Raw genomic sequence first — 12,956 nt, 5'->3', positions numbered from 1 at the left:
GCGGTGCCGGAACGCGGCTGTGGCCGGCTTCGCGCGAGGTGCGCCCCAAGCAGTTCCTGCCGTTGTTCGGCACGCGCTCGACCTTCCAGGACACGCTGTTGCGCGTCTCGGAGGCTTCGCTGTTCGATCGCCCGATCGTCATCACCAACGCGTCCTACCGCTTCATGGTGCTGGAGGAGCTCGCCGAAATCGGCATCGAGGCCGACGTGATCCTGGAGCCGATGCGGCGCGATTCCGGCCCGGCGATCGCAGCCGGCGCGGTGTTCGCGCAGAACCGCGCCAGTGAAGCGATCGTGCTCGCGCTCGCCGCCGACCACGTGGTGCAGGACAATGCCGCCTTTGTCGCGGCGTGCCGCCAGGGCCTCACCGCCGCGAGTGCCGGGCGCATCGTCACCTTCGGCGTCAAGCCGGAGCGGCCGGCGACCGAATACGGCTATATCAGCCCGGGCGAGGTCATCTCCGGCGAGGTGCACGCGGTTGCGCGTTTCGTCGAGAAGCCGGATGCGGTGAAGGCGGCCGACTACGTCAATTCCGGCTATCTCTGGAACAGCGGCAATTTCATGTTTCCGGCCAGCGTGCTGCTCGACGAATACCGCAAGGTCGATCCGGCGAGCGTGGAGGCGATTTCCAATGCTGTTAGCAACGCCGGCCGCGATCTCGGCTTCGTGACGCTGGAGCCGGAGGCGTTCGGCGCGGCCAAGGCGATCTCGATCGACTATGCGGTGATGGAGAAGACCGCGCGCGCCGCGGTGGTGCCGGTGTCGTGCGGCTGGTCCGACGTCGGCTCCTGGCACGCGGTGTGGGAATTGTCGGACAAGGACGCGCAAGGCAATGCTTCGCATGGCGCCGCCGTGTTCGAAGATAGCCGCAATTGCAACGTCACCACCGATGCCGCGCTGGTCGCACTCGAAGGCGTCGACGATCTCATCGTGGTTGCGACTGCCGATGCGGTGCTCGTCTCGCGCCAAAAAGATGCCAACGGGCTCAAGCGGCTGGTCACAAAACTCAAGGCGGTCGCGCCGAAGGTCACCGAGGAGCACCTCAAAGTGCATCGGCCCTGGGGCAGCTACCAGTCGGTCGACAATGGCGAGCGGCACCAGGTCAAGCGCATCGTGGTCAAGCCGGGCGGGCGTCTGTCGCTGCAGAAGCACCATCACCGCGCCGAGCACTGGATCGTGGTTCGCGGCACCGCCCGCGTCACCGTCAACGAGACCGTCAAAAGCGTGCACGAGAACGAGTCGATCTACATCCCGATGGGCGCGGTGCACCGGATGGAGAACCCCGGTAAAATCATGCTGGAGCTGATCGAGGTCCAGACGGGAAGCTATCTCGGGGAAGACGACATCATCCGGATTGAGGACGACTATCAGCGCTCGTGAGCAGAGTTTCGCTCCAACATTCCGCGAACATTTGGATACTGTCCTGTGAACTGCGATGATCGGAACAGGCTGTTATGACCGACGCCACGCACATGATCCGCAGCGGCGGGCTCACCGCGACCATCAAGGCGCAAGGCGCGGAGATGTGTTCGCTGGCGAGCGATGCCGGCATCGAGTTCGTCTGGCAGGCGGAGCCGGCCTGGCCGCGCCATGCGCCGCTGCTGTTTCCGATCGTCGGGCGCCTCGCCAATGACGAATTGCGGCACCGGGGCAGGACCTACCGGATGACCCAGCACGGCTTCGCGCGTGACAGCCGCTTTGCGTGGGCGGAACGTGGCGCAAGTCGCTGTGTCCTGGTGCTCGAAGACAGCGAGACGACGCGCGCGCTCTACCCCTTCGCGTTCCGCCTGACGGCAACCTATGCGCTCGACGAATCCGGTCTCGATCTTTCACTCGTGATCGCGAACACCGGCAAGGAGATATTGCCGGCCTCGCTCGGCGGGCATCCCGCTTTCAACTGGCCGCTCCAACCGGGGTTGGCGAAGCAGAGCTACGCGCTGAGCTTCGCGAACGCAGAGCCATCGCCCGTCCGCCGTCTCGATGGCGGCTTGCTGCGCCCGGCAACGGAGCCGAGCCCGGTCAAAGGCTCCGTGTTGCCTCTGTCCGAATCCCTGTTCGTTGACGACGCAATCATCTTCGATCGGATCGCGAGCAATTCAGTCCGCTATGCCGTGGAGCAGGGCGCCTCCACCGGGCCGTGGTTGAAAATGTCATGGCGCGGCTTTCGCGAGCTTGGCGTCTGGTCGAAACCATCGGGCGCGCCGTTCCTCTGCATCGAGCCCTGGCGCGGCTATGCCAGTCCGGTCGGCTTCGACGGCGAATTCACTGACAAGCCGGGCCTGATGCACATCGCGCCCGGGACGGAAGAGCAATTGTCATTTCGGGTTGAGGTTGGATCGTCCTGAGGCCGGACGGTCTTCGCGCATCTGAAGTTCTCAGATCTCGATCCGCGTGAGGTCCTCGCAGAGCACGACAGGACCCGAATAGTCCCGCCTGACATCCGCAAGCAGCGCATTGAGCATGGAATCGTCGGTGCGAGGCCGGTGATGGGTCAGCGCGAGCTTCTTGACGCCGGCGTTGGCCGCCACCTTGCCGACTGTATCGCCGCAGGCGATCGTGAATTTCGCAAGCCGGCGCAAGTGCTCGTTGTCGATCTCCGGCGTGGCGAGGAAGCAGCACTGGACCAGCAGGTCAGCTCCCTCGGCCAGTCGCTCGAGACCAGGGCAGGGCACCGTGTCGCCCGAAATTGCGATGACCTTGCCCTCGGCCTCGAAGCGGTAGCCGAGACACATCCAGCGTGCGAGGAAGGCCGGCGACATGTCGAGGCCGTCGCCATGCGAGACGAGTTCGGCGCTGATCTTCCAGCGCCCGGTGTCGAGAACGGGGCCCGGTATAATGTCGGTCGCGACGACTGGTTTCCAGCCGCCGAAGCTCGGCTCGCCCTGATCGCGCCAGGCGATGTCCTTGTCGTAGACCTGCGTGACCAGCGTATTGACGAGCCGTTCAGTATCCGGCGGACCATAGATGCGCAGATCGTCCTTGCGCCCGTGCAACCATGAATTGAGCATCACGTCGTAGAGGTCGCCGATGTGGTCGAAATGGTGATGGGTGAGAAAGACCGTATTGATGGAGCCGAGCGGCACGCCAGCCTTGCTGAGCTGCACCATGACGCCGCGGCCTGCGTCGATCAGGATGTTTTCCTCGCCGAGCCTGATCAGCGTGGTCGTCGCCATGCGGCGCGGGTCCGGGCGCGGGCCGCCGGTGCCGAGCAGGATGACTTCCATGGCGCTACCTCCTGGGGCAGACTTTTCGGGGCGTTACAGTAGATTTGAAGCTCTTGGCGTGGCAAGCGGCCGCGGGATGGGCTTCAGCCCGCACAACAGCCGCTCGTACGAGGCCCCCGAACATGCTGTGCGAGATGAGAAGTGTGGGCCAATTCATACTTAATCCAGCTGGATCGTGACCAATGTTGTTTGGGCGCGCTAACGCGCCTAGTATTGCAGCAGGCAATTCGAGGGGGCTCGAACAAGTCGTGAATGTACGTTCACAGGACGGCGCGCTCGGCGACCTGAGCTTCCAGGTCGGCCCGCAAGCACACAGGACATCCAACATCGTGGCTGATTCCTCAGGTCAGGAATTGCGTGTCGCTGGCCGCGAGCGGCTGATCGTCGTCGAGGACGATCCGGTGACGCGGACGATGCTGGTCGGTTATTTCAGCGAGAACAATTTCGACGTGGTCGGCGCCGGCTCCTGCGCCGAATGCCGCCAGGCGCTGCGGACGCGGACCGATCTCGTCTTCCTCGACCTGCAGCTGCCCGACGGCGATGGCTTCGATCTCGCCAAGGAGATCCAGGCGACCAGCAATGCGGGCATCATCTTCGTGACCCGCCGTGACACCGACGTCGATCGTATCCTCGGCCTCGAGATCGCGGGCGACCACTACGTTACCAAGCCGATCAATTTGCGCGACCTGCTCGCACGCGCGCGAAGCGTGCTGCGGCGGCGCTCGATCGACCGCAAGGCGGCGCGCACCCACAATTCGATCGCCTTTGGCGACTGGATCATCGACCTGACGCGGCGCGAGCTGCTCGGCAGCGACGGCAAGCCGGTGGCGCTGACGCGCGCCGAGTTCGACCTGCTCGCGGCGCTCGTCGGAGCCGACGGCAGGCCGCTCAGCCGCGACTATCTGATCGAGGTCGTCAGCAACCGCCAGGCCGAGGTCGACATCCGCACTGTCGATGCCCTGGTGGCGAGACTGCGGCGCAAGCTGGTCGGCAGCGGCACGCCCGTCATCACCACCGTCACCGGCGTCGGCTACAAGCTCGCGCTGAGCGAGCGGCTCTAGACTCGGGCGCAGCACGAAATGGTGCCGGCGGCGCCATCGGGTTCAGCCACTGAAGCCGACCAGGAACCGAATCGCGAGAAAGGCCGACAAGGCCACGGCGCCGGTCGCGACGATTGCAAACAAAACTCTCAAACTATTGTGCATGATCTCTATTCAGGTTCGGTTTCAAAGTTCGGTTTCAAAAATGTCGTTCGTCCAACCGCTGCTCGTCTCGAGGCAGCAACTCTAATTCTATTGGCGTGATGCGACCCGTTTCCACTTGGCTTCGACGCGAGCCTTGATGAGGCGGACCCGGGCTTCCTGTGCTGCCCAGTATGCCCTGCTCGCTGCGGCCGTGCCTTGACGGTAACGCGCGTAAACGTCCTTCGGCCGTGCCGGTCCCTTTTGATTGTGCACTGACTTCTGATGGTCCGCTGACTTCGAGACGGCGGGCGGCGTAGTTGGTGCCGGTGCCACATCTGGGACGGCCGCAGCCTGGTTTCCCACGCTCGTCGAGTTCATGGAGACGAGACGGTTGCGGGCGCGATGACAATAGACCTGCGAGCGCGGAGTCATGGACTCCTCGTCATGACCGGCTCGATATTTCATCAGGGCACGGCAAAGGTCCCCGCCCGCCAGGCGCCATGCGCGGCTCAGATAGAGAACGCCGTAGTGGATGTTGATGTCGGGCTCTGCGAGCTCTGCGTTATTCCCCCGGAATCCGAGCATCGCTGCCGTTTCGGGCCGAACCTGCATCAGGCCGATCTCGCCGACGGTGCCGATGGTGGCCGGATTGTATCCGCTTTCAACGAAGACGACGGCCTCGGCGATGTCGGCGGGCAGATCGGTCTTGGCCGTTTCTCTTTCGATGATTTTTCGAATCGCTGCCCGCGATGCCGGCGTCTCTCCAGCGCCGAGATCTGCATCGTGACCGCCGGCCGCCAACGCCGGTTCCACGCCGTCCTGAGCGTGCACGAAGGGGGACGCCAACCAAAGCACAGCGATCGCAACGTGTGTCCACGTCGCGCGGGCATTGATGTGTGTTCGATCCCGCAGCATGGACCACGTATTATATCTTTCGAGTTAACAACCGATTTTCTGACGGCCCGGGGGGCCGCCCGGCTCGGACGGCGCGAGCGACCGGCGGCGCAGCGAGGTTATCGCGACCGCGAGCTCTGGTCGGTTGATGTGCTTGGCGCAGCCCCGGCCAATTTGTCGTCGACCGCATAGAGCGTGCAGGTGGGCGACCATTTTGTGCAGGCGGCAAGTGAATCGCGCTGGGCGTCGTCGGCGGTCGCGCGCCCCGAACGCCAGCCGTAACCGCCGTTCGGCGACACCGCAAAAGCCTTGTGCTGCATCGTGCTGGCGAGATAGCGCGCGAACTCGGCCCGCGCGGCCTCGCTGAGCTGGCCCGGCGGCGGGAGCGGATCGGGCGGGCTCAGGACGTCGTGGCCGAGACCTCGTTCGCGCAGGAAGGCGTCGAGATACGGCGTCCATTGGGGACGGCTCACCACCGAATAGAGATAGTGGCCATCGTCGCCGTAAGGCGGCGCTGCGACGAATTTCGCGTTGCCGCCATTGGCGCGAAATCCGTCATGGAGGCGGCGCGCGAGGTCGGGACCGAAGTAGGAATCGTTGCTGGCATAGACCCACAGCATCGGCGCGCGCGAGGTTTTGCCGAACGTGGCGAAGGCCTGCACCAGCCCGTTCGGATCGCAGACGTCGTCACCGTCGCGCGAGCCGCGCCCGCCGGCAAAGCTGATCGCGGCGGCGAGACCCGCTGGCGCCTGCGCGGTCAACGCGACGGTGGCGAACCCGCCCGCTGAATGGCCGGCCGCGATCATGCCCGAGGTGGTGACGTCGGCCCTGCGCGCCATCGCCTCGATCGCCGTGCGCAAATCCGCAACCGCGACCGCCGCCGCCGGCAGATAAGCGGCATTGGCGCAGCCGCCGACGCTGTCGACGCGCCCGCCGGGCGAGGTGCCGTAGCCGCGCCGCATCACGATCAGCGCGGCAAAGCCGCGCCGGGCATATTCGAGAGCGATGCCGTAATATTTGTGCGCGGACATCGTCGCGCGATCGTCGAAACTGCGCGGCGAGCCGTGGCTGAGCAGCGCGAGCGGATAGCGCCTGGTCCCGGCCGGCCGGACCAGGAACGCCTCCAGCCCCTGCGGTCCGGCCTCGGCCATCGGGATACGCAAATCCTCGGTGTAGAACTCCGCGGCGACCGCATCGGGCGCGATGCCAGCCGTCGCAAGCCGGGCCATCAGAACAACCAACAGCCTCTGAAACAGCGTCATGCCCCGACTCGAAAAGCCCCGATCGAAAGACCATAGCATGATCTCAGGAACGGCCGCCCCATCGCGGGTGTTGTGCCCTTGGCGGGGGCTTGGCCGATGCTATGGTATCGCGCAATTCTACGACAGGACGAGGTATATCCAGTGGCTGATGTTCATCCCGCGGCGGGCAAGCAGGCCTCGCCGGACGCGCTCACCAACGTTCCGCGGCTGGTGACGGCCTATTTCGCCGGCAAGCCCGATGTCGCCGATCCCGCGCAACGGGTGGCGTTCGGCACCTCCGGCCATCGCGGCACCTCGTTCAAGACCAGCTTCAACGAGGGCCATATCCTGGCGACGACGCAGGCAATCTGTGATTACCGACGTGAAAAGGGGCTGACCGGTCCGCTCTTTATCGGCATCGACACCCATGCGCTGGCCGAGCCCGCGCTGGTCAGCGCCGTCGAGGTGTTCGCGGCCAACGGCGTCGACATCATGATCGACAAGGACGGCGGCTATACGCCGACGCCGGTGATCTCGCATGCGATCCTGACCTTCAACAAGGGCCGCACCTCGGGCCTTGCCGACGGCGTCGTCGTCACGCCCTCGCACAATCCGCCCGAGGACGGCGGCTACAAATACAATCCGCCGCATGGTGGACCGGCCGACACCGACGCGACCTCCGTGATCGAGAAGCGCGCCAACGCCTATCTCGCCGACGGCCTCAAGGGCGTGAACCGCATCGACTACGCCAGGGCACGCAAATCGGCGAACGTCCACGCTTATGACTACGTCACACCCTACGTCGCCGATCTCGGCAACGTGGTCGATCTCGACCTCGTCAAATCCGCCGGCATCAATATCGGCATCGATCCTCTCGGCGGTGCCGCCGTGCACTACTGGCATCCGATCATCGAGCGCTACGGCCTGAAAGCCACGGTCGTGAACGAAGCGATCGACCCGACGTTCCGCTTCATGACGGTGGACTGGGACGGCAAGATCCGCATGGACTGCTCCTCGCCCTATGCGATGGCGAGTCTGATCGCGATGCGCGACCGCTTCGACGTCGCCTTCGCCAACGACACCGACGCGGACCGCCACGGCATCGTGACGCGCACCGGCGGCCTGATGAATCCGAACCATTATCTTGCGACCGCGATTTCTTACCTGTTCGCGCATCGCCCGAATTGGGGCAAGGACGCCGCGATCGGCAAGACCGTGGTGTCGAGCTCGATCATCGACCGCGTCGCGAAAAAACTCGGCCGCAAGCTGGTCGAGACGCCGGTCGGCTTCAAATGGTTCGTCGACGGTCTCCTCACGGGCGGCTTCGGCTTCGGCGGCGAGGAGAGTGCAGGGGCCTCGTTCCTGCGCCGCGACGGCACCGTGTGGACCACCGACAAGGACGGCATCATCCTCGGCCTGCTCGCCGCCGAGATCATGGCGAAGACCGGCCGCGATCCGAGCCAGCTTTTCAACGACCTCACCGCCGAGTTCGGCGTGCCCCATTACGCGCGCATCGACGTCGCCGCCACCACGCCGCAGAAGAACATCCTGAAGTCCGTCACGCCCGAGCAGCTCGGCCTGAAGGATCTCGCCGGCGATCCCGTCCGCGCCACGCTGAGCAAGGCACCCGGCAACGGCCAGCCGTTCGGCGGCATCAAGGTCGAAACCGATTTCGGCTGGTTCGCCGCGAGGCCGTCAGGCACCGAGGACGTCTACAAGATCTACGCGGAGAGTTTTCGCAGCCCCGAGCACCTGAAGCGGATTCAACAGGAGGCTCAGGCAGGATTGGCGAAGGTGTTCGGGGCGTAAGGCGTCAAGCCGAAGCGCGTGCCGCCTTTCCGACCAAGGGAAGGCCTCGCCGTATCACACGGTGTCATCGCCCGCGCAGTGTTTAGACCGGAGACATAGCTGACGCTTGTTCGGACACATCACTGACAGGTTGGCCATTGGTCAAGTCGATTGATGCGACCTGCCAACTGGCGAAGAAGATTCCGTAATGGCCGTCGCGGTCGAGCGGTCTGATGGCGAGCCGCTCGCCGCAGAAGGCTTGTGGGACTTTCCACATTTGTCCCCGGAAGGAGATGTAGCTCCGAGTCGAGGAGACGGTGCGAACGATCTCTCCGGCATCGTATTGGACCTGCGGAACTCGTTCCGGCATGGCGCGAGAACTTGGCCGGTAGCGATCGGCGGGGACCCCCATGCCGAGACTTTCATGAGGCCGTTCCAGATTGTAGAGCATGCGCCAGCTATCGAGGGCGTCTTGGACTTCCGCCAAAGTGCGGAACGCGCGCAGAGCAAACACTTCCGCGTTCAGGCTGCGATGGAAGCGTTCATTCTTGCCCCGGCCCTGGGGATGGCGCGGCCTGGCATGCACCACCCTGATGCCAAGCTTGAGCAGCCAGACCTTCAGCGCGGTCCAGCGAACGCCAGACGTGTCACCCCAAGGGGAGCCATTGTCGATGTAGAAGGCCTCCGGCAGGCCATAACGGCGGAAGGTATCGACCAGATGCTTCTGCACGGCGGGACGCTGCTCATTGGCGCATGCCTCCAGACACACGGCATAGCGCGAGTGATCGTCGACCATGGTCAGCGAATGACAACGCGTTCCGTTGGCAAGGGGCATGTGGCCCTTGAAGTCCATCTGCCACAGCTGATTGGGCGCCTCCTTCTCAAAGCGATGGCCTGGAGGGCTCGGCGGGGCCTTCTCACTTGGCTTGATCCGCTCGTTCCGGCACAGGATCTGATGGACCGTCGAAGGCACAGGCACAGCCTGGCCTTCGCGCTTCAGGCAATGGGCAATCTTGCGCGCACCCCAGGCTGGATGCTGGTCACGCACAGCCAAAACCTGCGCCTCCACAGCAGGCTCGCTGCGTTTGGGCATCCGCTTCGGACGACGGGGCTGATCCGCCAGTTCATGGTCGCCAGCCTGCCAGCGCCTCAGCCATTTGTAGCCCACATCAGGACTGATCCCGAACCGCCGGCACAGCTCTCGCCGGTTCGTTCCCTCCTGCAAGGCAAGTCGCACGAACTCTCGTCGTTGATCCATCACCGACACCTCGTTCCAGGGCATGGACGGCCTCCCGAATCGACCAGACCAGCCCATTTTGATGTGTCAGCTATGTCTCCGAACACCTGTCAGTGATCTGCCCGGTCTAAACAGCAGGCGGGCGATCCAGTACTCCGCGGCGGAATTGTCTGAACCAATGACCGCCGCGGAGTACTGGATTCCCCGCTTTCGCGGGGAATGACAGTCGAGCTAGCCTTGTATACATCGTGCTAAATTTAGGTATTATAGTACGCCATATTCGGCCTTGAACGATTTCGCCCTTTCGCTATTGTATACATCAAGTATCCATAAGCTTTGGGAGTGAGACCGGTGACAAAACCCTTCCCGATGAACGCCTGGTATGCCGCCGCCTGGGACGCCGACGTGAAGCCGGCACTGCTGCCGCGGACGATCTGCGGCAAGCACGTCGTGATGTACCGCAAGGCCGATGGCTCGGTCGCCGCGCTCGAGGATGCCTGCTGGCACCGCCTGGTGCCGCTGTCCAAGGGCCGGCTCGAAGGCGACACCGTCGTCTGCGGCTATCACGGCCTGAAGTACAATGCGCAAGGGCGCTGCACCTTCATGCCATCGCAGGAGACCATCAACCCGTCGGCCTGCGTGCGCGCCTATCCCGTGGTCGAGCGTCACCGCTACATCTGGCTCTGGATGGGCGATCCCGCGCTGGCCGATCCCACGCTGGTGCCCGACCTGCACTGGAATCACGACCCGGCCTGGGCCGGCGACGGCAAGACCATTCACGTCAATTGCGACTACCGCCTCGTGCTCGACAATCTCATGGACCTCACCCACGAGACGTTCGTGCACGGCTCGTCCATCGGCAACGAGGCGGTCGCAGAGGCGCCGTTCGACGTCACCCATGGCGAGAAGACTGTGACGGTGACGCGCTGGATGCGCGGCATCGAGGCGCCTCCGTTCTGGGCGAAACAGCTCGGCAAATCCGGTCTCGTCGACCGCTGGCAGATCATTCGCTTCGAGGCGCCGTGCACCATTGCCATCGACGTCGGCGTGGCGCCAACCGGCACCGGCGCGCCCGAAGGCGACCGCTCGCAGGGCGTCAACGGCTTTGTGCTCAACACCATCACGCCGGAGACCGAGAAGACCTGCCACTATTTCTGGGCCTTCGTGCGCAACTATCAGCTCGGCGAGCAGCGCATCACCTCCGAGATCCGCGAGGGCGTCTCCGGCATCTTCCACGAGGACGAGCTGATCCTCGAGGCGCAGCAGCGCGCGATGGACGAGAACCCGGATCGCATCTTCTACAATCTCAACATCGACGCCGGCGCGATGTGGACGCGCAAGCTGATCGACAAGATGGTGGCAAAGGAAAACCCGCCGCAGCACCTCCAGGCCGCGGAGTAAGCCGACATGGCCGAGCGTGAGGTCGACCGCTCCGTCTCGCAGACCGTGAAGGCGCAGCTGGCGCTGCGCGACCAGCTCCTCTCGGGCTCGTTGCGCCCGGGCGAGCGCATCTCCGAGCTCCAGGCGGTGGAGACCACCGGCGCCTCGCGCACCCCGGTGCGCATGGCGCTGGTGCGGCTGGAGGAGGAGGGCCTCTTGGAGGCGATTCCTTCCGGCGGCTTCATGGTGAAGGCGTTCTCCGAGCGCGACATCTCTGATTCCATCGAGCTGCGCGGCACGCTGGAGGGGCTCGCCGCGCGCTTTGCCGCCGAGCGTGGCGTGTCCGCGCGCGAGCTCGAGCCGCTGAAGGAGTGCCTCGCCGCGATCGACGAGTTGTTGCGCCAGGTCCCGATCTCGGTGGATGCGTTCTCGTCCTATGTCACGCTGAACGCGCGCTTCCACGCCCTGCTCACCGAATTGTCGCGCAGCCCGCCGCTGATCCGGCAGATCGACCGCGCCTCGGCGCTGCCGTTTGCATCCCCGAGCGGCTTCGTGATGGCGCAATCGGCGCTGCCCGAGGCACAGCAGATCCTGATCATCGGGCAGGAGCACCACCGCGTCGTGATCGACGCGATCGAGAACCGCGAAGGCGCGCGCGCCGAAGCGGTCATGCGCGAGCATGCGCGGCTCGCGGTGCGCAATCTGCGGCTCGCGCTGCGCAACCGGACCCATCTCGACCTGCTGCCGGCGCTCGCGCTGATCAAGTCCGCAACCGATTGAGGGGAGTGCCATGCGCTTCATCGAAACCTGGAGTCCCGCGACGCTCGTCTCGACGCGCGATCTTTCGGCGGGCATCCGCGAATTCCTGATCCGGCCGGACCAGTTCGATGGCGCTGCCTATCCGGTCGGCAGCCACATCAATATCAGCGTTACCATTGACGGGCAGCCCGAGACGCGATCCTATTCGCTGGTCGGGGAAGCGTCGTCGCAGGGTTTAAGGATCGCGGTGCGCCGCGCCGAGGATTCGCGTGGCGGCTCGCGCTATATGTGGTCGTTGCAGCCGGGCGCGCGGCTCGACATCACGACGCCCGCCTCGCTGCTCGCGGTCGATTGGGCGCGTCCAAGCTACTGCCTGATCGCTGGCGGCATCGGCATCACCCCGATCCTCGGTGCGGCGCAGGCGCTGGCGCGGCGCGGCGTCGATGTCACGCTGCATTACGCGGTGCGCTCGCGCGCTGAGGCCGCCTATCTCGACGATCTCGCCGCAACGCTGGGTGATCGCCTGGTCGTTCACGCCAGCGATGAGGGCAAGCGGATCGATCTCGACGCCCTGTTCGCCTCGGTGCCCAAGGATGCGCTGGCGCTATTCTGCGGCCCGATGCGGATGCTGGATGCCGCGCGCCACGCCTGGATCGGCGCCGGGCACCCGCTTCCCGATCTTCGCTACGAGACCTTTGGTTCGAGCGGCACGCTGCCGACCGAGACATTTCGCGTGCGCCTGAAAGGCTCCGATGTCGAGCTGGAGATCCCACGCGAGCGCTCGATGCTTGATGTCCTCAACGCCAGCGGCCACGACGTCATGTACGATTGCAAGCGCGGCGAATGCGGCCTGTGCGCCATCGACGTGGTCGCCGTCGATGGCGAGATCGATCATCGCGACGTCTTCTTCAGCGACCATCAGAAGCAAAGCAACCAGAAGATCTGCGCCTGCGTCTCCCGCGCCCGCGGCACGATCACGGTGGATACGCTGCTGCGGGCGGATGCGGTCTGAGGGGGTAGGGCGTCTCCTCATACGCTTACCCCACGAAGGCAGGCCTTGTCCGCCCTGTCTTCGGGGGCCGGCACTCTTGGTCGAGCCGAGACTGCGTCGTCGCCGTAATACTAATATCCGCCGCTGTTACCATTCTGTCACGGATTTGGACGCTGCTTGTGCCCTAGTGTCCTGAACCAGAAGTTCGGGACATCGGGTCGTGTTTTGCCGGGGCATTGTATCGGCAGAAGCGTTCGAT

The 12,956-nt window shown here is 64.6% G+C and carries 11 protein-coding genes; 7 read left to right on the top strand and 4 right to left on the bottom strand.

Going from position 1 to position 12,956, the window contains the following annotated elements; genetic code table 11:
• Together AC0L3S_RS37920 and AC0L3S_RS37915 are read left to right on the top strand one after the other, a co-directional pair.
• The coding region (locus tag AC0L3S_RS37920; RefSeq protein WP_473284981.1) for a mannose-1-phosphate guanylyltransferase/mannose-6-phosphate isomerase at positions 1-1,379 on the top strand (1,379 nt) is incomplete at its 5' end.
• Positions 1,380-1,453: 74 nt separating this feature from the next.
• Positions 1,454-2,344, top strand: coding sequence for an aldose 1-epimerase family protein (locus AC0L3S_RS37915; protein ID WP_473284979.1), 891 nt, complete (start codon positions 1,454-1,456; stop codon positions 2,342-2,344).
• A 30-nt stretch (positions 2,345-2,374) separates the two neighbouring features.
• Here AC0L3S_RS37915 and AC0L3S_RS37910 read toward each other — a convergent pair whose 3' ends face one another.
• On the bottom strand, positions 2,375-3,223 hold the full coding sequence (locus AC0L3S_RS37910; protein WP_473284977.1) for an MBL fold metallo-hydrolase: 849 nt from the start codon (positions 3,221-3,223) through the stop codon (positions 2,375-2,377).
• Positions 3,224-3,471: 248 nt separating this feature from the next.
• Between AC0L3S_RS37910 and AC0L3S_RS37905 the strand changes: the two genes are divergently transcribed.
• Positions 3,472-4,284, top strand: a complete 813-nt coding sequence (locus tag AC0L3S_RS37905) for a winged helix-turn-helix domain-containing protein (RefSeq protein WP_473284975.1) — start codon at positions 3,472-3,474, stop codon at positions 4,282-4,284.
• Between the two features lie 231 nt (positions 4,285-4,515).
• On the opposite strand, the gene AC0L3S_RS37900 is transcribed toward AC0L3S_RS37905, so the two are convergent.
• Together AC0L3S_RS37900 and AC0L3S_RS37895 are read right to left on the bottom strand one after the other, a co-directional pair.
• Positions 4,516-5,322, bottom strand: a complete 807-nt coding sequence (locus AC0L3S_RS37900) for a lytic transglycosylase domain-containing protein (RefSeq protein WP_473284973.1) — start codon at positions 5,320-5,322, stop codon at positions 4,516-4,518.
• Positions 5,323-5,420: 98 nt separating this feature from the next.
• Positions 5,421-6,563 carry an alpha/beta hydrolase family protein gene (locus AC0L3S_RS37895; protein ID WP_473284971.1) on the bottom strand — a complete coding sequence of 381 codons (1,143 nt, stop codon included), beginning with the start codon at positions 6,561-6,563 and terminating at the stop codon, positions 5,421-5,423.
• Between the two features lie 141 nt (positions 6,564-6,704).
• Between AC0L3S_RS37895 and pgm the strand changes: the two genes are divergently transcribed.
• Positions 6,705-8,351, top strand: coding sequence for a phosphoglucomutase (alpha-D-glucose-1,6-bisphosphate-dependent) (gene pgm / locus AC0L3S_RS37890; protein WP_473284969.1), 1,647 nt, complete (start codon positions 6,705-6,707; stop codon positions 8,349-8,351).
• 82 nt (positions 8,352-8,433) lie between these two features.
• On the opposite strand, the gene AC0L3S_RS37885 is transcribed toward pgm, so the two are convergent.
• On the bottom strand, positions 8,434-9,612 hold the full coding sequence (locus AC0L3S_RS37885) for an IS481 family transposase (protein WP_473284967.1): 1,179 nt from the start codon (positions 9,610-9,612) through the stop codon (positions 8,434-8,436).
• Positions 9,613-9,918: 306 nt separating this feature from the next.
• Here AC0L3S_RS37885 and AC0L3S_RS37880 point away from each other — a divergent pair, with 306 nt between their 5' ends.
• Genes AC0L3S_RS37880 through AC0L3S_RS37870 form a run of 3 tightly spaced genes read left to right on the top strand, consistent with a single transcriptional unit; the run spans position 9,919 to position 12,718 of the window.
• The gene (locus AC0L3S_RS37880; RefSeq protein ID WP_473284965.1) at positions 9,919-10,968 is read left to right on the top strand and encodes an aromatic ring-hydroxylating dioxygenase subunit alpha; all 1,050 of its coding nucleotides are present in this window, start codon (positions 9,919-9,921) and stop codon (positions 10,966-10,968) included.
• A gap of 6 nt (positions 10,969-10,974) precedes the next feature.
• Positions 10,975-11,727, top strand: coding sequence for a GntR family transcriptional regulator (locus AC0L3S_RS37875; RefSeq protein ID WP_247399984.1), 753 nt, complete (start codon positions 10,975-10,977; stop codon positions 11,725-11,727).
• A 10-nt stretch (positions 11,728-11,737) separates the two neighbouring features.
• On the top strand, positions 11,738-12,718 hold the full coding sequence (locus AC0L3S_RS37870) for a PDR/VanB family oxidoreductase (protein WP_473284963.1): 981 nt from the start codon (positions 11,738-11,740) through the stop codon (positions 12,716-12,718).
• Positions 12,719-12,956: the final 238 nt, after the last annotated feature.

The organism is Bradyrhizobium sp. Ken01, assembly GCF_055807355.1.
The sequence above is the reverse complement of the archived record's forward strand: the minus strand, read 5'-3'. Positions and strand labels throughout refer to the sequence as shown.